This is a genomic window from Methylomonas sp. Uni0011 (assembly GCF_056850255.1).
The window spans coordinates 76,062-94,709 of record NZ_JBVVNO010000003.1; the positions used below are offsets into that span (position 1 = coordinate 76,062).

The 18,648-nt window shown below is 60.6% G+C and carries 16 protein-coding genes and 1 pseudogene; all 17 read right to left on the reverse strand.

What is annotated here, in order from left to right; translation table 11 throughout:
- Window positions 1-81 precede the first annotated feature (81 nt).
- Window positions 82-387: pseudogene (locus tag AC0IM9_RS05620) on the reverse strand (DUF6531 domain-containing protein); the annotation flags it as partial.
- Between the two features lie 9 nt (window positions 388-396).
- Window positions 397-1,422: a peptidase M10A and M12B matrixin and adamalysin gene (locus AC0IM9_RS05625; RefSeq protein WP_482803365.1), complete on the reverse strand. Its 1,026-nt coding sequence runs from the start codon at window positions 1,420-1,422 to the stop codon at window positions 397-399.
- 237 nt (window positions 1,423-1,659) lie between these two features.
- On the reverse strand, window positions 1,660-2,481 hold the full coding sequence (locus AC0IM9_RS05630; RefSeq protein WP_482803539.1) for a heme ABC transporter ATP-binding protein: 822 nt from the start codon (window positions 2,479-2,481) through the stop codon (window positions 1,660-1,662).
- Window positions 2,477-3,571, reverse strand: coding sequence for a FecCD family ABC transporter permease (locus AC0IM9_RS05635; RefSeq protein ID WP_482803366.1), 1,095 nt, complete (start codon window positions 3,569-3,571; stop codon window positions 2,477-2,479). Before AC0IM9_RS05635 ends, AC0IM9_RS05630 begins: the two co-directional genes overlap by 5 nt.
- The gene (locus tag AC0IM9_RS05640; protein WP_482803367.1) at window positions 3,568-4,467 is read right to left on the reverse strand and encodes a heme/hemin ABC transporter substrate-binding protein; all 900 of its coding nucleotides are present in this window, start codon (window positions 4,465-4,467) and stop codon (window positions 3,568-3,570) included. The genes AC0IM9_RS05635 and AC0IM9_RS05640 overlap by 4 nt, the downstream gene beginning before the upstream one ends.
- A 17-nt stretch (window positions 4,468-4,484) precedes the next feature.
- Window positions 4,485-5,021, reverse strand: a complete 537-nt coding sequence (locus tag AC0IM9_RS05645) for a HugZ family pyridoxamine 5'-phosphate oxidase (RefSeq protein ID WP_482803368.1) — start codon at window positions 5,019-5,021, stop codon at window positions 4,485-4,487.
- A 33-nt stretch (window positions 5,022-5,054) separates the two neighbouring features.
- A complete protein-coding gene (locus AC0IM9_RS05650) occupies window positions 5,055-6,071 on the reverse strand; it encodes a ChuX/HutX family heme-like substrate-binding protein (RefSeq protein ID WP_482803369.1) in 1,017 nt (338 codons plus the stop codon).
- A 91-nt stretch (window positions 6,072-6,162) separates the two neighbouring features.
- Entirely contained in the window at window positions 6,163-6,894 is a 732-nt protein-coding gene (locus AC0IM9_RS05655) for a VPLPA-CTERM sorting domain-containing protein (protein ID WP_482803370.1), read from the reverse strand.
- A gap of 140 nt (window positions 6,895-7,034) precedes the next feature.
- Window positions 7,035-7,280 (reverse strand): hypothetical protein, encoded by a 246-nt coding sequence (locus AC0IM9_RS05660; RefSeq protein ID WP_482803371.1) that lies wholly within the window; start codon window positions 7,278-7,280, stop codon window positions 7,035-7,037.
- Between the two features lie 14 nt (window positions 7,281-7,294).
- Window positions 7,295-9,745: a TonB-dependent hemoglobin/transferrin/lactoferrin family receptor gene (locus tag AC0IM9_RS05665; protein WP_482803372.1), complete on the reverse strand. Its 2,451-nt coding sequence runs from the start codon at window positions 9,743-9,745 to the stop codon at window positions 7,295-7,297.
- Between the two features lie 394 nt (window positions 9,746-10,139).
- Window positions 10,140-10,565: an ExbD/TolR family protein gene (locus AC0IM9_RS05670; protein ID WP_140910836.1), complete on the reverse strand. Its 426-nt coding sequence runs from the start codon at window positions 10,563-10,565 to the stop codon at window positions 10,140-10,142.
- On the reverse strand, window positions 10,565-11,308 hold the full coding sequence (locus AC0IM9_RS05675; protein ID WP_482803373.1) for a MotA/TolQ/ExbB proton channel family protein: 744 nt from the start codon (window positions 11,306-11,308) through the stop codon (window positions 10,565-10,567). The genes AC0IM9_RS05670 and AC0IM9_RS05675 overlap by 1 nt, the downstream gene beginning before the upstream one ends.
- A 4-nt stretch (window positions 11,309-11,312) precedes the next feature.
- Window positions 11,313-12,092, reverse strand: a complete 780-nt coding sequence (locus AC0IM9_RS05680) for an energy transducer TonB (RefSeq protein ID WP_482803374.1) — start codon at window positions 12,090-12,092, stop codon at window positions 11,313-11,315.
- A 76-nt stretch (window positions 12,093-12,168) separates the two neighbouring features.
- The gene (gene hemP, locus AC0IM9_RS05685) at window positions 12,169-12,345 is read right to left on the reverse strand and encodes a hemin uptake protein HemP (RefSeq protein ID WP_278209501.1); all 177 of its coding nucleotides are present in this window, start codon (window positions 12,343-12,345) and stop codon (window positions 12,169-12,171) included.
- Between the two features lie 8 nt (window positions 12,346-12,353).
- The gene (locus tag AC0IM9_RS05690; RefSeq protein ID WP_482803375.1) at window positions 12,354-12,632 is read right to left on the reverse strand and encodes a hypothetical protein; all 279 of its coding nucleotides are present in this window, start codon (window positions 12,630-12,632) and stop codon (window positions 12,354-12,356) included.
- 336 nt (window positions 12,633-12,968) lie between these two features.
- Window positions 12,969-15,710 carry a two-component system response regulator gene (locus AC0IM9_RS05695; RefSeq protein WP_482803376.1) on the reverse strand — a complete coding sequence of 914 codons (2,742 nt, stop codon included), beginning with the start codon at window positions 15,708-15,710 and terminating at the stop codon, window positions 12,969-12,971.
- Window positions 15,707-18,643, reverse strand: coding sequence for a PAS domain S-box protein (locus tag AC0IM9_RS05700; RefSeq protein ID WP_482803377.1), 2,937 nt, complete (start codon window positions 18,641-18,643; stop codon window positions 15,707-15,709). Before AC0IM9_RS05700 ends, AC0IM9_RS05695 begins: the two co-directional genes overlap by 4 nt.
- Window positions 18,644-18,648 lie beyond the last annotated feature (5 nt).

Genomic DNA, 18,648 nt, shown 5'->3' on the forward strand with positions numbered 1-18,648 from the left:
CTTCAGGTTTGAGAGGAATGTTGTGCATATGCCCAATGTACAGACCTTCGTTACGCCTGAAGGGAAGTGGAGCAAACAGCTGGCATAATTGTGCGTCCAGTTGTTGTCGTCACAGTTCGAGTCCGTCTGAGGCGAAACGTAAATGCGGGTAAATTCCAAGGGAAATTGACCATCGCCGCGGTAATCGGTCTCCTTCAACAATGTAGCTCCGTACAGCGGTTCGGTTTGAAACTCCACTTGAGGAACGCGATTTTTTTCGGACAGTTCGACTTGCAGCTGTCCAGCCAATTGTTCGTAGGGCAAGCCAGAGGTAGCGTATGTAAGAGGTGAAAGAAAGAAAATTCCAATGATTGCAATCATTAGTCGGTCATTAAGATAATCAGACATGTTGTCTCCCTAAACAGTATGAATCCAAGAAGGTGTCATTGGGCGGAGCGGGGGAATCATCGGCGCGTCGGGGGCATGATTGCTCCGGAAACTCGGGTACTTTAGCCGGCGTTGATTGCCCAATAAGCCCAGGCCGGCCGCAAACAGCCAGACCGCGCCGGGCAACGGCACCGCCTCGACTTGCCAGCCGATGTCGCGAAAGCCGGCGTAGTCCAAATCAGTCATCAGCTCGCGTTGTCCGCGCACCGTGCTGGGGTCCATCAGCGTTTCTTGCGGTATGCCGAATACCTCGCTGTAGAGGCCTTCCGTCCAGTGGCTATCGAATTGATCCAACGGCACCGGGCCGCCGTAGACGGCGGTGGAGGCCGCGCCGGTGAAGGTATTGGTGGCCGGGTCTATTTGGCTGAACCAGGAGTCAGCCTCGCCGAAGCCAAGGATATGGCCCAGTTCGTGGGTCGCGGTGGTCAAAAAGTCCGGCCGTCCCGGTGACAATTCGTCGGCGTCGGCGCCGAAATACCAGTCCTGCGCGGCGTTGAACCAGATATAGCCGCCCCAAACGCCGTAATCGCTGGCGTTGTCGCCGACGGCGTTGGTCTGGCCGCGCGTCAATACAGCCGAGACGAATGACGCGGAACCGCTGGCGCTCAGGTTGCTGCCGGCACCGGCAAAGCCGAGTACGCCGGGCGCGGACGGCGAGCCGCCGACGAACACCCGAATGGTGTCGGCGGCGACGCTCAGATCGGTCAGCCGCAACGGCGCTCCGCCCAGGCTCGGATGGATTATGGTCACCGACCAACTATCGCCGGTTTGCGGCGCGATAGGCGCCAATTGGTCGCTAAACCCGGCATAGGCGGACGCGGCCAATTTCAGCATCTCTCGCCTTTCGGTCAACGCCGCGCCACTGGCGGTGTCGGTGAAAAAGCCGCAGGTGTCGTAGCGGTAATCGAATTCGATAATCAAAGCCTGGGCTGGATTTGAGGCAGACCAAGCTAGCGCGCCCAGCAACGTCCATACTGCCTGGTGTGTTGTCCCCACGCTCTCGCGTGAGGATGCAGGGTGGCGCCCCAAGCCGGATACTTTATCTCCGCCGGTGCCTGAAAATAAGGGGCATTTGCCGACCGTTGTTCCGGCTAGTCTCGAACTGTACATGTTCATTTCCTCAAAATTAAAGGTGCCGCCATCCCTGGCGGCTTTTGTTAACGCATTCCTCCGAACACGCTAAAACGGGTATTCCTCGGCTCAAGTGAGCGCCAGCCGCATGGACCGACTCTCTCATTGCGCCGGCATGCCGGGCGCGGCTTGCCGTTGCGGTATTACTAACAGCGCCTGCGGGTGTTGCGGGTGGCTGGCGATGCTGACCGGGTAGTCGAACACTTGCCGGATCGATGCGCTGTTCAAGGTTTGTGCCGGGGTGCCGATGGCGGTCAAGCGGCCTTGGTGCAGCAGGGCGATGCGGTCGGCGTAGAGCGCGGCCAGGTTCAGGTCGTGTAACACCGCCAATACCCCGGCCTGTTGCCGGTCGGCAAAACGGCGGGCGATGGCTAACACGGCGTGTTGGTGTGCCAGATCCAGCGCCGAGGTCGGTTCGTCCAGCAGCAAATAACGCTGCAGCGGGTGTTGCGGCTCCCAGATTTGCGCCAGCACTCGCGCCAATTGCACCCGTTGCCGCTCGCCGCCGGACAGCGTGGTGTAGATGCGCTCGGCCAGATGGCCGGTGTCGGTCAGCGCCAAAGCTTGTTCGGCGATCGCCCGATTTTGCGCGGCGCTGTGGGTTTTACGTTGCGGGCTGCGGCCCATCAAGACCACGTCACGCACGCTAAACCTAAAGGCCAGTCCGGAACTTTGCGGCAACACCCCGCGCAAACGCGCCGCTTGCTTGGGCGGCCAGTCGGCTTGCGGCCGGCCGTTCATCAGCACTTGGCCGGCGCTCGGCGCCAGTTCGCCGCTCAAGGCCCGCAGCAGGCTGGATTTGCCGGCGCCGTTGGGGCCGGCCACGGCTAGCACTTCGCCGGGACGCAGTTGCAGCGTCACGCCGGCCAGCAAGGTTTTCGGGCCGGCGCGCAAGCTCAGGTCGATTGCTTGCAGCATGTCAATGCCCCATCAGTTTTTGCCGAAACAGCAGCCACAGAAAAAACGGACTGCCGAGCAGGCCGGTGACGATGCCGATCGGAATCTCGGCCGGCGCCGCCAAGCTGCGGGCCAGATAGTCGGCGCAGATCAGCAGCAAGGCGCCAAGCAAGCCGGAAGCCGGCAACAGCCAGCGGTGATCCGGACCCAACGCCAGCCGCAACAGATGCGGCACCACCAGGCCGACGAAGCCGATCACGCCGGACAAGGCCACCGCGGCGCCGACACCGAGCGCGACCAAAGCCACCACGCCGGTCTTGATCCGTTCCACCGGAAAACCGAGATGGCCGGCTTCGGCCTCGCCGAGCAGCAATGCATTCAGCGCGTCGGCCAGCCACGGTAACAGCAGCAGATTCGCCAGTAAAAACGGCGCACCCAACATGACGCCGTCCCAGCCGGCACCGTTCAGGCTGCCCAGGCTCCAGAAGGTCAAGCTGCGCAATTGGTCGTCGTCGGCCAGATAAACCAGCAGGCCGGTGGCGGAGCCGGCCAGGGCGTTGATGGCAATACCGGATAACAACAGTGAGGCCACGTCCAGCCGGTCGCCGCTGTCGGCCAGCCGGTAGACCAGCCAACTGACGCCAAAGCCGCCGGCAATGGCCGCGACCGGCAACAAATAGGCGCCGAATGCGCCGGCCAGCGCGCCGAACCAGCCGTCGCGCAGCACGATCACCGCCACCGCGGCCAGCGCTGCGCCGCTGGAGACGCCGATCAAGCCCGGATCGGCCAGCGGGTTGCGGAATAAGCCCTGCATCGCCGCGCCGGATGCGGCCAAGGCGGCGCCGACCAGCAGGCCAAGCACCAGACGCGGTGCGCGGATCGCCAACAGCACCGCTTGTTGCTCGGCAGCGAAGGGCCAGGGCAGGACGATGCCGAAGCGGTCGGCGACGATCGCGGCGGCCTGGCCGGCCGAGATCGCCACCGCGCCGCTACCCAGCGCAGCCAAGGCCGCCAAACCCAATAAAAGCGCCAGCAGCCAACACAGGCCGGCCCGGCTCAAGGCTGGTTTTGGCCCCTGGCTCGGTCTGGCGGCCTCGGTTGCGGAACAGGCAGTCATCGATTGGCTCCCGCGTCGGCGGCAACCGCCGGCTCGCGGCGCAATTGCATCGCCAGTTCCAGGATGGCCTGACCGCTGTGCAAACCAAAGCCGAGCAAGGCCAAGGTATCGACGACCCGGATGTTGCGGTTCCGTCCGGCCGGCGTTTGAGCAATGCCGGGTTGTCGGTAGAACGCGTCCAGGCCGCCGATGGCATTGGCGGCGACGTCGGTCAACAAAATCACCTCCGGCGCGGCAGCGATCATCGCCTCGGTACTGATAGGTTTGTTACCTTGCAATTCAGCAGCGGCATTGCGGGCGCCGGCCAACGCCAACACCGCGTCGGCGGCGGTGCCGCGGCCCGACGCCAGCGGTGCGCCGTGGGCGACCGCCATCAAAAACAAGGCCTTGGGTTGCTCGCTGTGTTGCGCGCGCCACTGCGCCAGCCGCGCGAAGTCGGCTTGCACTTGCCCGGCCAGTTCCCGGCCGCGCTCGGGCCGTTCCAGCAAGCCGGCAATCGTATCGATTTTGGCGGCGATGCCGGCAGCGGAATAATCCTCGGCCAGGGTTTCGATCCGTACCCCGGCCGCGTGCAATTGCGCCAATACCGCCGGTGGCCCGGCGTGGGCGCTGGCCAGCAGCAAGTCGGGGCGCAGCGACAGCACGCCTTCGGCGGACAGCGTGCGCATGTAACCGACTTGCGGTAGCGCTTTGGCGGCGTCCGGGGTCAGGCTGGTGCTGTCGACGCCGACCAGACGCGCCTCGCCGCCCAGTGCGTAAACAATCTCGGTCAACGCGCCGCCGACCGAAACGATGCGGGCCGGTGCGGCGGCCGATACCGGCGTGGCGGCCCCCAGCCAGACCAGCGCGGCGAGCGCATTTCGGCCGGCAAGGCTTAGCGATAGGCTGAGTTTCATCTGCAAATCCCTGCCGCTTATGCCGGCGCTTCGACCGGTGCGCGGGACTTGTGACCGACATCGTTCATGTGGCGGATTTGGTTCAGATCGTCGCCTTCTATCGCAAAAGCCTTGGCAAAGCCTTGCACAAAGCTGCCGCGCTGCGGCTGGATGCGGAACAAATGGAAGTCCTGCATGCTCTGCAACTGACGGATGAAGGCGCCGAATTTTTCTTCGAACAGACTCATCAGGTCGTCGAAGGCAGCACTGTCGCGGTCGATTTCGCCGGCCTTGCAGTGGTAGGTGACGCGCTGGCGGGCGAACAGATGCGTGGCCTTGTCCTCGTCCTCAAGGAACAGCAAGCAGACCTTGCCGTTGGCGAGCAGGTTACGGGTGTGGGCCGACAACTCGCTGACGTAAATGTAGTAGTCGCCGTCGTGTTGCAGATAGGCGGCATAACTGGCTTCGGGTTCGCCGTCGGCGCTGACCGTGGCCAGCAAGACCGAGGAAAAGCTTTGCGCCAACGCGCTGTAGCTTTGGCGGATTTGGTCGAGGTCTATCGTTTTTGGATTCATGGTCTTATCCTGTGCCCGGAAAACGCCGGGCCGTTAATTGAAAATACGATTGCCGGGCAGGGCGTCGATGAATTCCTGCCACAACAGATTTTCGCCGTCGACGGGGTCGTAAGCGCCGAAAACGGTCGCCGCGGTGTAGCCGAGGCGGTCGCGTAACAGCAAACCGCGCAGCGTGTGCCGGCCGTGGTCGAGCTGGATGATGGCGGTCTCGGCCACGCCTTTTTCGTTCAGATGCAAATTGAAGCCCTGGTCCAGCACGTTGAACCAAGGCTCGGTAATCCGCAGGTTCTGCACCGGGCCGGTGTGCAACTGCAGCGCGCCGGGGCTGGGGACCAGAATTTGCAGCGGCATCGCCCGCCGCGCCAATTGCTGCAGCAGTTCCCGGAATTGTTGCCCGGAAATGAAGCCGACGGTTTGCAGCCGGCCGGCCAGCGGCCGGCTCAGACGCTGCCATAACTCCGGCAGGCGCTCGGTTGTCGCCCAGTCGATATCGTCGGGTCTGGCAATATTCAAGGGCTCTACCGTCGGTGATTGGTCGGCGGCGGCGAAGCTGGCGACCAAGCGCCGGTAGCGCCCGGCATCGGACTGCTCGGTCAGGTAGATCTTGTGCACGGCCTCGCCTTCGGCGTCGAAAAACTGCAGGCTTTGCCGCGGACCGATCCGGCTTTGCTCGGTCACCGCGTAGCCGGAATGCCAGCGGCCGGTCAGCAGACACAGTTCTAGGTTATGGCCGGACACCAACAGCAGATCGCCGCACAAACGCAGCCGTTCGTACCGGCCGGTTATTTCGTGTACGGCAACGTCGTTGCGGGTCAAGGCCATCACCGGTCCGAGCCCGCCGACGGCATCGATCAGAGCCGGCCAGTCCGGACGCAGGCGGACGGCGTTGTCGCCGCAGCCGGTCGCGACCAGTTCGGCCTCGCTGACGCCAAGGCTGCTGGCTGCGTCGCGCGGCCGCAGATGGGGGTGGTCGGCCAACAGGTCGCGCCAGGCCAGTTTCAATTCGTAGGCGGCGCTGGCGTTTTGGGTAGCGGTCGTATTCAGCATCATGTTTAACTCCGGTTGCTAAAACGCGATGCCGCTGTGGCCGGCATCGCGGTAGTCGGGCTTGGCGCCGGCGGCGCCAAGCGCAAACGGCGGCCTAGGCCGCCAAGCCTTTTTTACGATTGACGCCCAGCACGGCCATCAGCCCGGCGCCGAACATCCACACCGCGGCCGGCAGCGGTACTCCGGAAATTGGGCCGGTACTCGGGCCGATGTCGATTGCGACCTGGGCCAGGCTCATGCTGTGTTCGGTGCTGTTGAAGTCGAATGCGTAACTGGCCGCCGCGGTTGGCAGATCCCAGATCGCCAGATACTGGACCAGATCGACAGGGCCGAAAGAACTGGCGTAGTTGGCCTCGAAATAGGTCGTGTCGACATAGGTCGGCGCAGCGCCGTTCAGCAAAATGCTGTCGTAATCCATTTGTACGCCCCAGGTTTCGAATTGCAGGGCCACGCGTAGCGGGCCTGACGCCGTGCTGCCGCTTAACGACGCGGTGAAGTCTTCAATGACACTGAAGCTGTAGAGATTGCCCGACCCGGCGGCGAAGGTACCGGCATTCCAGGCGATATTGGCGTTGCTGGTGCCGGCGCTGCCGACATCGGGTGCGGCGGTGCGAGTGCCGGGATAGGTACTGTCAATAAAGGTATCCCATTCGGCGTAGAGCGTGCCGGCATCGCCGCGAGTCCAGCCGCCCCAAGCCGCTTCGGTGGGGGTGTCGAAACCGTAGCCGGCGGCGTAGGGGTTCGGGCCGTTGGTGATATCCGCGAAGGCCGCGCCGGACAGCGATAACAGGCCGGCGATCAAAGTCAGTTGATGAGTCGTTTTCATAATGCTTTCCTATGCTTGATTGAATTAGCGTTGCTCTTCGCCGTGAAGACGCAGCGTTGGTTTTGCCAAAAATTGTTTCCGCCGTTTCGGCCCCGTGCCGGCGATCCGCGTCTGTGGTTGCGGTGGCGGAAATTTAAAAATCAATCCGGTTTTCCCGGCTCCGCAGCGGATTGCGCCGCGCGATTTACGCTGGCCGCATCCCGTGCTTGAAAGTCCACGACGTAGCGATACTGTTTGCCGCAGTAAATGATGACTTCCTTCTGGCCGCGTTTTAGCAGGCGCATTTCTACCCGCAAGTCGCCGTAACCGTCGTGGTCCAGCAGATCGCCGAACAGGGTTTCCAGTTTGCGTTGGGCCGCCTGTTTGGCCCTGGCTGTTGTGCTCATCGGTTTGTCCTCGATCAAAATGCCAGTTTCATGGAGACGCCGAGGTTGCGGCCCGGCCGGGAATAGCGGTCTCCCCAATATTCCGAACTGGAGTAGCGGTTCAACGTGGCGTGCGGGTCGTTGCCGCGGGTGTTGATGTCTTCCCAGTCGAAATATTTCTTGTCCAGCAGATTGAACACCCCGACGTTGAAGCTGAGATGTTTGCCGGCGTTGTAGTAAGCGTTGAAATCGATAACCCCGTAACCGCTGGGCAGCAGCCGAGCTTTTGCTTCCACCTCGTCGGCGGGCTGCGGCAGGGTCGAGGCTTGTTTCGGGCCGACCAGGGTCAGAATCAACTCAGAGCCCCAGTCGCCGCCGGGCTGGTCGTAACTCAAACCGATGACGGCTTTCTTCGGGCTGATTTGTCTGAGTGCCTCGTCGTCGCTGCGCTGCGTCTCCAGGTTGATGCCCTGGGTATAAGAACCGCTGACCAGTAGGCTGGCGCCGGTTAGCACCGGTGTCAGCCAGTCCAGATTAAACCGGCTTTTGAATTCGATCCCCTGAATCCGGATCGGGTCGGCGCTGTTGACGTTTTGATACGTCAGGAAATTCAGCGGTGGACACAGGGATTTGACGGGATTACAGATGGTCTTTTGGTAAATGAATTGTTGGTAATCGTTGCGGTAAACGCTGATATCGAACTCTCCGGCCGCGCCCCGGCCGCGTAAGCCGGCTTCGGCTCCGATGCTGGTTTCCGGCTGTAAATTGATATTGGGTATGGTGCTGTAACCGCCAGTGACGTTGGTGAAGCCCAAATTGCTTTCGCTGAAGTTGGGGCCGCGGAAACCGTGGCTGTATTGGCCGTGCACGCTGAAAATATCGGTGAGGTGCAGCAAGGCGCCGAACTTCGGCAGGAAGGCATGGGCGTCGATGACGCTGGGCACAATCGGATCGCCGCCTTCCGCAACCGCGGCATCCGAGGCTTTTTGAAACAGGTAATCCACTTCCGGCAACAAGCGGAAATATTCGAAGCGGCCGCCCGGAATCAGTTCGATGCGTTTGTCGAGTAAGCCGATGTTATCCTCGATGTAAGCGCCCGCTTTGGTGACGGTGGACAGTGGAAAATCCCGTACCGGAAAATCGTCCGGCGTAACCGCGTTGCTGATGCTGCCCTTGGCACAAACTAATGGATTAGGTGAACCGCTGAGGCAGGCACGGCTGCCGTCGCGTTGTTGTTCGATGCTGTTCTTGCTGATTTGGCCGCCGTATTGCAAGGCGTGCCGGGATTCGCCGAGCGTGAAATTTTTGTTCAATTTCAATTCGCCGCCGAAATCGTCGTTGGCGAAATCGAACAGTCGGGTGGTCAGCGTGTTACCTTCGTTTGAATTGGTGCGATCCTGCAGGGTGACTTGGCCGGTGGCGGATTTTTGAGTGTAAAACTTCCACATGGCATCATCGACGAATGCCGTGTCCAGGTGCTTCAGGGCGTGGTCCAACGTCAGCCGCCAACGCGTTTGGGTATCGGTGGTCAGCATGCGGTTGACAAAGCGGCCGCTAAAGTCGGGCTCGCCCATGATGAACAGACTTTCGAGATCGGAACGGCTGTTCAGCCATTCGCCGCTCAGCCGCAAGATGTTGTCATCATCGAACCGGTACAGCAGTTTGGTCAGCAGGTTGTAATTGCCGTTGTCCTGCGGGCTGGGCGCGGTACGAGTACTGCCCAAGGTTTCGACACTGCCTTTGTTGTCGGTTTCGTTGCTGGCCATGTGCGTGAATAGCGCCATGCTTTCCCAGCCGCCCAGTGCGTTAGCGAAGGTGGCGGTTTGGGTAAAGCCGTTATCGGTGGTGTTGTAGTTCAGTTTCAGGCCGGTGTAATAGTCCTTGCCGAACACGTTCAAATAGTCGCGCGGGTCTTTGGTGACGAAATTGACCGTGCCGCCCATGGCGTCGCCGCCGTAAGCGGCCGGGCCGGCGCCGCGCACGATTTCCACTGCCTTCAGTGCATCCATGTCCACCGCGTTGCGAGTGGCGTTGGAGAACGAGCCGATACTGAAAGCTTCCGGCAGCCGCACGCCGTCGATCTGCATCAACACCCGGTTGCCGCCTAGCCCGCGGATCGTAAAACCGCTGGCGCCGAAGCGCTGCGGATCGTTACCGACGTTGACGCCGGGTTCGTAGCGGATCAGGTCTTTGATATTGCGGACCATGCGTTGCTCGATGGTTTTGGCGTCTATCGTCGATTGGGTGCCGGGCGGGGCGGCGGCCGGTTTTTCGGCTTGAGCTTTGACCGTGACGGTTTCCAGCTCGAGTTCTTCGGGCGCCTCGACGACTTCGGCTTCGACGGGCTCGGCCGCCAACGGCGTAGCGGCCAGCAGCCATAGCAGCGTGCACAGTGCGGCGCGGCTGCAAGTCTCGGCAGATTCGGCGCAGGCCGCATAGGGGCAGCGGCCGAGTGTTGTCGATGAGTAATTCAGTTTGGTTGCCATGGCATACAGTGGTTACTGCTGGCTGCCTGGCGCGACGGCTAGGGGGCTGGCGGGTTGTTTCGGTTGGTACTGCTTGCCGGCTATTCGGTGCCGGCTGTTAATTTATCCGTGTAGGGTGACATCCTTGTCGGCCGACGGGTCCTTGTCGGTGTCCTGCGCCGCGCAGCCAGGCGCCGGGCAGATCGGCGCAACGGCTGGCGGCATCGTTGCTACCAGTGCTCGGTTGTCCACCGCCGGCCGGTTTGCAGTGGCACGAAAGCGGTCGGCATGTGTCTTTGCCGGCTTTGGGATATCTGACGTAACGGCGTTTTACTGTTCATACCATGACAACGCGGCGTCCCTACCTCGCCTACGCCAGACATCCCAAAACCGGCAAAGGTCGGAATTTTGTGTACTATTTTTTCTCCGGCTCCGAGACGAAGCCGATCTTGCTGACGCCGGCATTCGCCGCGTCGGCCAGGGTTTCGGCGATAAAGTGGTAAGCCACGTTGCGGTCGGCGCGGATATGCACTTCCGGGGCGTCGGCTTGCTGGCCCAGCGGCTGCAAGCGTTGTTGCAATTGCTCGCGGCTGACGGCGTCCCGGTTCCAGAACAATTGGCCGTCGGCATTTATCGCCAGATTCACCGGCTCGACCGGTGTCGGCGGTTGCACCTGGCTGCTGGCCTTGGGCAGGTCGATTTTGACGCTGTGGGTCATCATCGGTGCGGTGATCATGAAGATCACCAACAGCACCAGCATCACGTCGATCAGCGGCACCATGTTGATTTCGGCCATCGAATGGCCGCCGGCTTTATTTTGGTCAAAGTTGCCGAAGGCCATTATTCCGCTCCCACGCTAACCAGCGTCAGTTTTTGGGCGGGATTGGCCGGCGCGGCGCCGGATGCGATGGCCGAGCCGGTGGTCAGGAACGCGAACAGGTCGTGGGCGAAGGCGTCGAGTTGCGCCAGCAATACCCGGTTGGAGCGGACGCAATCGTTGTAGGCCAGTACGGCCGGGATGGCGACGGCCAAGCCCAGGCCGGTCATGATCAGTGCTTCGCCGACCGGGCCGGCGATTTGTTCCAGCGAACCCTGGCCGCTTTCGCCGATGCCGATCAAGGCGTGGTAAACACCCCAGACCGTGCCGAACAGGCCGACGAACGGTGCGGTGCTGGCGATCGAGGCCAGTACGGTCAGGCCCCATTCCAGCTTGGCGGTTTCCTCGTCGATGACCCGGCGCATGGCGCGGGTCAGGAATTCGCCGGCCGAACCGGCTTCCTGCAGGCGTTGTTTGCCGTGCTTGGCGTGGTGGCGGCTGGCGCTGATCGCGTGATATGCCAGATGCGAAAACGGTTCGTCGTCGCGGTGTTGATGCAGCGAGTGCGCCACTTCGTCCAGCGAGGCGGCATTCCAGAATTGGTTCAGGAAATGTTTGCTGTTTCGCCGCGCCTGCAAGCCGTGCCAGGCTTTGACGGCGATGAAATACCAACTGGTGACCGACATCAACAGCAGTAGCCCGAACAGGGTTTGGCCGACGGTGTCGCTTTGCGACAAAAAATGACTGAGATTTTGGTTGAACGACATGGCTTTATCCCTCAAGGCTGAATGAAATCGGTACTACTACCCAAGCGGCGACCGCTTGTTCGGCGCGTTTGGCCGGCACGAAACGCCATTTTTTGACGGTTTCCTGCGCGGCGGCGTCCAGGCGTTCGTGGCCGCTGGTTTTGCGTAACGTGACTTGATCGACGTTGCCTTCGACATTGACCAAGACCCGCAAATAGACCTTGCCTTGTTCGCCCAATTGGCGCGAGATCGGCGGGTAGGCCGGCGGCGGGTTGTTCAGGTAGTCGGCGTTCAGGTTGGGCAGGGTCAATGGCGCCTGATTGTTGTCGGTTTCGCTGGTTTTGGCCGCGGCCGGTGTGGCTTCTGCTGTCGAAACGGCGGCAGGTGCCGGCAGCTCGGGTGCGGGCAGCGGTTCGGCCGGCATGCTGATCGGCGAGGCGGTTTCGCTGGGCGTGGCCAGTATCGGTTTCGGTTTGGCAGCCTGAGGCAAGGGTTTGGCTTTGGGTTTGACCGCTTCCGGTTTCGCTTGGGCGGCGGCCGGCGGCGGAGCCGGAGTAGGCGCTTTGGCGGCCGGTGCGGCGATCCAATTCACCATGATGGCCTGCGGCGGCGTGATTTTGGGTTCGGGCTGGCTGTCCGGAATCAGGCATAGACCGGCAATGTGCAAGGCAAGGACTAAGCTCAGGCCCAGCCAATGGCCGGATGCTGAAGGCTGCGGCTGCGAACCGGCATGGCGGAACGCGGGTTGCCGTTGCGGACTGGTTGCTACGGCGATGGCTTGTAGAAAACACAGATTGACGGTCATATAGCCTCGACTATTGCGTGGGTTGGTTACGCTTGGCTGGCTACCGTCCGGTTGGCTGGCTATGCGGTACTACGGTTTATTTGGTCAAAATCAATTTGCCGTTGCTGGTGATGCGTAAGCGATATTCTTCGCCTTGGTGCTCGATAATCACTTCGCTCTGTGCGGCGAACAACTCGCGGGTACTGAGGCGCGGGCGGTTGGCGACGGTGGCGGCGATTCGAACGTCTTTGTTTTTAGGGTTAAGCTCATTCATAACAAGGTTCAGTGGTAAACGGCGGTTTGCCGCTGTTGCTGCTTAAGGTCTATCAATTGTTGGGTCACTCCTTGCCAGTGCGTCAGTAGTTGTTGGTATAGCTCGCGGCTTTCGGACCGCGTTTGCGATTGCGGATGGGATAACAAATGGCCGAGCTGGCTGACGATTTGCTGCGACAGTTTCGGGCAATGCCGGCCGCTGATGAACTGAGTCATCAACAGGCAGGTGGTCGCATGCAACCGGGTCAATTCCGCTTGTGATCCGGCCGTGGTTTCGGCTTCGTCCATAGAGACCTCGTTGTCAGGGGGCTAACCCGGCGGCCGCTTTACTGTTAGCGAGGACGCCGGATTAACGGGCTTAAAAAACCGCATTCTCCAAGCGAGACCGAAGATGCGGAGATGCCACCGCGAGAGAAGCAATAGCATTTGATACAAATGATAATGATTCGCAATTATAAGTCAAGCAAAAATATGTTCCCGCGCGAACGCTCGAGCCGGACGCGGCCGAATGCAAGCGTCAGCGGATGAAAATTCGGGATGGATGGGGAGAGATTGAGGTTTGCGCGCCGGCCGGACCAAAGCCGCAGAACGCCAGGAACCAGGACGCCCGCCGGCAAGACCCCGCTAGGGGCGGCTATCGAAGACGCGTAGGTCGAGGTTTGTCGGTTGGTCGCTGGCTTCCTGTAACCGGGCCTGGAATTGTTCCAGCGGCAGCGGCCGGCCGAACAGAAAGCCCTGGTAGAAATGGCAGCCGTGGGCTTTCAGAAAGGCGAGCTGTTCTTCGGTTTCGACGCCTTCGGCCAAGCACTCGATACCCAAATTGTCGGCCATGCCAATGATGGTCTGGACGATGACCGCGTCGTTTTGGCTCACGCCCAGATTGTGCACGAAGGAACGGTCGATTTTTAACTGATCGAACGGCAGCTTGGTCAGGTAATACAGCGACGAATAGCCGGTGCCGAAATCGTCCATCGAAAAACTGACGCCGCTTTCCCTGAGTTGCTGCATTTTGACGATGGTATCGTCGATATCGGCCAATACCAGGCTTTCGGTCAGTTCCAGCTTCAGGCGGCTGGGACAGAGTCCGTGACGCGCAATCGTCCGGCGGACCTGGGCGACGAAATCCGCCTGCCGAAATTGCGGCGCACTGACGTTGACCGCCAGTTGCAGGTTATCGAATCCGCTCCGGTCCGCCCAATGTTTCAACTGGGCACAGGCGCTATCCACCACCCAATTGCCGATCGGCACAATCAGCCCGGTTTCCTCGGCCAGCGGGATGAATTCCGCCGGCCCGACCAGACCGCGTTGCGGATGTTGCCAACGGATCAAGACTTCGGCGCCGACAATGTTGCCGTCCTGGTCGACTTGCGGCTGAAAATAGAGCAGGAAACCGTTTTCTTCCAGTGCCCGGCGTAAGTCGTTTTCCAGTGCGGCTTTGGTTTCCAGCGCTTGTTGCATTGCCGGGTCGTAAAACTGCATGCTGTTGCGGCCGCTGCGTTTTGCCTGATACAGCGCGGTATCGATGCATTTCAGCAGCTCTTCTACCGTGGTATCCGGATCGCGAAACAAGCCGACGCCCATGCTCGCCGAGCAATGGTGCTCGTAGCCTTGCAGCGGGTAGGGGCGGCTGATCGCCGTCAGGATTTTGCCGCCTATCATTTTGGTTTGAGCCGAAGCCTGCCCCGGATCGGTGTTAAGGCCGTTCAAAATCACGACGAACTCGTCGCCCCCCAGCCTGGCTACCGTGTCGCCTTCGCGAACGCTGTCTTCCAGACGGCGAGCCACTTCGACCAGCAACAAGTCGCCGTGGTTATGGCCTTTGGTGTCGTTCAGCGTCTTGAAATTGTCCAGATCGATGAAGAGCGCCGCCCCGTGGCTGGCGGCGCGGGCGTTGGCGACGATGGCCTGATGCAGGCGGTCGTAAAGCAGGCGGCGGTTGGGCAGGCCGGTCAGTGGGTCGTAAAATGCCAGCCGCTCTATTTCGGCTTCGGCTTGTTGCTGGGCCCTGCGGCGGCTGAAGTTGTCCAACGCAATATCAATGTCGGTAGCCATTTCCAGCAACAGGCCGCGGGCGTCGGCGTCGAAAGCGTCCACTTCGTCGGCATACAACACGAACACGCCGGCGCCCTGGTGCAAGGGCAGAGCGGCAGACGCTTTCCAATTGGCTTTTAGCGCTTGGGCTCGCCATGGCAGGGTTAACGGATCGTTTTGAAAGTCCTGACACCAATAAGGCCGTTGTTCGCGGATCGCAACGCTGGTGGGACTGCGGCTGAAGGTGCTGCCGGCGGTCAAGGCCATGTCGATGGTTTGCAGTTCGTCGGCGCCCTCGCCGAAACTGGCGCATGGGCGAAGCGCGCTCCGGTCGGCAGTCAGCAGGCCGACCCATGCCATCTTCATGCCGCCGAATTCCACCGCAGCCTGACAAACGCTGAGGAAAAGGTCCGCCTCGTCGGCGGACTGGACGATGGCTTTATTGCACCGGCTCAATGCGGCGTAGAGTTGCATGTGGCGCTGGATTTTGGCCTGGGCCGCCCGGCGTTCGCTAATGTCGCGGGCGATACCCAGCACGCCGATCAACTTGCCGTTTCGGTCCAGTACCGGAGTTTTCAGGGTTTCGAACAGGCCGCGGTAACCGTTGTCGGCAAATTCCAGCCATTCCTCGTTGGCGCATACCTTGCCGGCCCGCACTGCTTTTTGGTCGTTGTCGCGGAAAAAGTCGGCCAGTTCGGCGGAGACGAAGTCGCGGTCGGTTTTACCGACGATCTCGGCTTCGCTGGCACCGTACAGGCGTTCGAATTGGAGGTTACAGGTCAAATACACCCCGTTCGGGTCTTTCAGCCAGACCAGATCGGGAATGGTATCCAGCAGGGTGTGCAATTGGGTGTGGGCGGAAATGTAATCGTCCAGCGTGGTTCTGAGTTTTTGCTCGCTCCGGTTCAGCTGGCTGCTGCGTTCCGCCACCGCCTCTTCCAGCCGGTTGCGCAGGCGTTCGATTTCCAGATGGGTCCGCACTCGCGCCAGCAGCTCTTCGCGCTGATAAGGCTTGGACACGTAGTCCACCGCACCCAAATGGAAGCCTTGTACTTTTTCTTCGGTTTCCGACAGGGTACTGACAAAGATGACCGGCACTTGCCGCGTGGCCGGGTGCGCTTTCAGCCGACGGCAGACTTCGAAGCCGTCGATGCCGGGCATCATGATGTCCAACATCACCAGATCCGGCGGGTTGTCGAACGCCGATTCCAGCGCCAATTCGCCGTCGATGGCGGAGCGGACCTCGTAGCCTTCCGCCCGCAGCAGTTCCGACAACAGCTTCAGCGATGCCGGGGTGTCGTCGACGACAAGAATTCTGGATTGACGGCTGGTCATGTCGAATCGCCTCGATTGGCTCGCAATGCTTTCAATATCGCTGGATAGTTATAGTTTTCGGCCTGCAGCGCCAGTGCTGCGGCCAGTTGCTCATCATGCGCCCGGACTTGGCCGATGGCATCGGCGATACGTTGGTTTTCCAGGCTTTTCAAGGCATTTTCCAGATCGTAGCGCACCGCAGCCGGCAGCTTGCTCAGGCTGTCCGTGCTGAAGGCCGGCGTCTCGGCGGCCGGCGCATTGGCACAGCGGTAACGTACCCCCAATTGCCGGGCCAGGCAATCGTAGATTTCGGCCGGATGGTAGGGCTTGCCGATAAATTCGTCCATGCCCGCTGCCAAAATTTCGTCGCGCTGTTCGGCAAATGCCGACGCCGACACACCGACGATTTTTACCGCATCGCCGCCCGGTAAGGCCCGAATGGTTTGGGTGGCTTCCAGACCGTCCATCACCGGCATTTGCCGATCCATCCAGATCAGGTGCGGTTTCCAACTTTGGAACAGTTCCACCCCGTCCCGGCCGTTTTCGGCCAATTTGACCTTGAAACCGATGGCTTCCAAGATCCAGGAAAGCAGCAGTTGATTGTCGGTCTGGTCTTCGACGATCAGAATCCGGTACTCCGGTTGGTCCGGCGCCAGCCCCAACACTTCGCGTTCGTCTGCCGCGGCCTGCTGAGCGGCGCCTTTGGCCGGTTCCGATATGCGTAGCGGCAGTTCGACTCGGAACAGCGATCCCTGGCCCTCGACGCTTTCCAGCCCGATACTGCCGTTCATCAATTGTACGAATTGGCGGGTGATGCTCAGGCCCAGACCGGTGCCTTTGCTCGCGGTGGTTTGGCCGATCTGGACGAAGGGTTCGAAGATGCGTTGCCGGTCTTGCTCGGCGATACCGATGCCGGTGTCTTCTACCTCTATCAGCAGGTGCGCAGTGGCGTTAAGTTTGCTGCGCAGGCGAACGGTGACGCCGCCCTTGACCGTGAATTTCAACGCATTGCCGACCAGATTGATCAAGACTTGGCGTAAGCGGGATTGGTCGCCGACGATGAACTGCGGAAACGCCGATGCCGGATCGAGCGCCAGGCTGAGCCCTTTTTCGGTGGCGCGCGCGCGCATCATGTTCAGCACGTCGTCGACCATCGCCTGCAGGTCGAAAGTCGCTTCCGCCAACGGCACTTGGCCGGATTCGATTTTGGCCATTTCCAACACTTGGTTGATCAGGCTGAGGAGATGTTCGCCGCTACGATTGATGATGTCCAGATTGCGCAGATCGCGCTCCGCCAGTTGTGCGCTTTTACGCATCAGGCTGGAGAACCCCAGAATCGCGTTCAACGGTGTGCGCAGTTCGTGGCTCATATTAGCAAGGAATGCGCTCTTGGCTTTATTCGCAGTTTCCGCCGCATCTCGCGCCATTTGCAGTTCTTCGGTACGGTGCTGCACGGTTTCTTCCAAGCGGTCGCGGTAATGGCGCAGTTCTTCTTCGGTTCGCTTGCGCTGGCTGATGTCGCGGCAGATCGCCAAATTGTAAGTTTTGCCGTCGAACTCGAAAGCGTTGCCGGTGATTTCCACCGGAAACACGCGGCCTTGACGGGTGCAATGCATGGATTCGAACTGAATTTGCCGGTGTTCCAACAACTGCGGCCAGAATTCTCGCCACATTTCCGGTGTCCAAGTCGGGTCGATGTCGTACACGCTCATGCCCCCTGTCAATTCGGCGACACTGTAACCCAGGGTATGGGCGCCGCTTTGATTGACGTACAAAAACCGCGGGTCGTTTTCGCCCATCAGCAGGATGGTTTCCCTGACTTTGTCCAGTGCGAAACTCAGCAATTGCAAACGCTGTTGCGCCTGTTTGCGTTCGGACAGATCATAAAACAAGCCGACGAAACCGCCGATCCGGCCGCTTTCGTCGCGCAATGCCGTCACCGAAAGATTGACCGGCAAGCAGCTGCCGTCTCTGCGGATAAACGTCCATTGGCGTTCTTCAGGCGAACGATATTGTGCTAGGGCAGTGAACACGCCGAAGTCCGGCGTTATGGTTTGGCCGAATTGCGCCGAGAGCTCGCCAGCGCAGAGTGCGATCTCTTCGCTATCGTGCCACAACGCCGGTGTTGCCCGCCCGACCACCTCTGCGGCCGGGTAGCCCAACAACCGTTCCGCGGCCGGGTTAAAACTGGTGACGATACCGTCGCAGTTGGTGGATACGATACCGTGGGCGGCGTTGTCCAGAATGGTGCGTTGAAACAGGTTGAGCCGGTGCAAGGCGTCGTCGCGTTGTTGAATCGCCGCCATCATGGCGTTGAAATTGCGGCCGAGCCGGGCCAGTTCGTCGTTGCCGTCGGCCGGTACCCGCTGCCGGTAATCGGCTTCGGCTCGCACCCGCTCGGTGGCTTCGGTTAACGCCGCGATCGGCCTTACCACCGTGCGGCGCAAAACCATCAACTGGCTCCAGGTAACTCCCATCAGGATCAAGACCCCGGCGCCGAATAGCCACAGGGTCTGACGCGTTTCGCGGTTCAATTGTTTCAGATTCATGCTCAGGCGCAGACGGGCGCCGCTGGGGAGGGTTTGCACCCAGTCGGCATGAGCCGAAGCCAGATAAATGCCGTCGCGGTTGTCGACGTCGGCGAGATTGGCTTCCGTCTGATTGCCGATTTGAGCCAGCAGTCGGCCGTCGCTGAGGACGATGTGTGCCCCCAGCAATTGCGGATTGTGTTTCAGCGTATCCAGAATTTCCTGGGCGCGTTGGCCGTCCTCGAAAGCCACCGCGCTGTCGGTGCCAACCGCGATCAAGTCTGCGTAGGGTTCCATGATCTGATGGACCCGTTGCTCCAAAGTCAGGTTTTGATATATCAGCAAACCGCCGCCGAGCAATATGAAGATCAAGACAGCCGATCCCCACAATATCAGAGATAGCCGGTGGTGAATGTTCAATCGCATCGGCA

Excerpts from the sequence above, each read along its gene's own strand:
- AC0IM9_RS05695 (WP_482803376.1), bottom strand. The coding sequence starts at position 15,710 with ATGACCAGCCGTCAATCCAGAATTCTTGTCGTCGACGACACCCCGGCA.
- AC0IM9_RS05650 (WP_482803369.1), bottom strand. The coding sequence starts at position 6,071 with ATGATGCTGAATACGACCGCTACCCAAAACGCCAGCGCCGCCTACGAA.
- AC0IM9_RS05660 (WP_482803371.1), bottom strand. The coding sequence starts at position 7,280 with ATGAGCACAACAGCCAGGGCCAAACAGGCGGCCCAACGCAAACTGGAA.
- AC0IM9_RS05690 (WP_482803375.1), bottom strand. The coding sequence starts at position 12,632 with ATGGACGAAGCCGAAACCACGGCCGGATCACAAGCGGAATTGACCCGG.
- AC0IM9_RS05635 (WP_482803366.1), bottom strand. The coding sequence starts at position 3,571 with ATGACTGCCTGTTCCGCAACCGAGGCCGCCAGACCGAGCCAGGGGCCA.
- AC0IM9_RS05640 (WP_482803367.1), bottom strand. The coding sequence starts at position 4,467 with ATGAAACTCAGCCTATCGCTAAGCCTTGCCGGCCGAAATGCGCTCGCC.
- AC0IM9_RS05665 (WP_482803372.1), bottom strand. The coding sequence starts at position 9,745 with ATGGCAACCAAACTGAATTACTCATCGACAACACTCGGCCGCTGCCCC.
- AC0IM9_RS05670 (WP_140910836.1), bottom strand. The coding sequence starts at position 10,565 with ATGGCCTTCGGCAACTTTGACCAAAATAAAGCCGGCGGCCATTCGATG.
- AC0IM9_RS05680 (WP_482803374.1), bottom strand. The coding sequence starts at position 12,092 with ATGACCGTCAATCTGTGTTTTCTACAAGCCATCGCCGTAGCAACCAGT.
- hemP (WP_278209501.1), bottom strand. The coding sequence starts at position 12,345 with ATGAATGAGCTTAACCCTAAAAACAAAGACGTTCGAATCGCCGCCACC.
- AC0IM9_RS05675 (WP_482803373.1), bottom strand. The coding sequence starts at position 11,308 with ATGTCGTTCAACCAAAATCTCAGTCATTTTTTGTCGCAAAGCGACACC.
- AC0IM9_RS05655 (WP_482803370.1), bottom strand. The coding sequence starts at position 6,894 with ATGAAAACGACTCATCAACTGACTTTGATCGCCGGCCTGTTATCGCTG.
- AC0IM9_RS05700 (WP_482803377.1), bottom strand. The coding sequence starts at position 18,643 with ATGCGATTGAACATTCACCACCGGCTATCTCTGATATTGTGGGGATCG.
- AC0IM9_RS05645 (WP_482803368.1), bottom strand. The coding sequence starts at position 5,021 with ATGAATCCAAAAACGATAGACCTCGACCAAATCCGCCAAAGCTACAGC.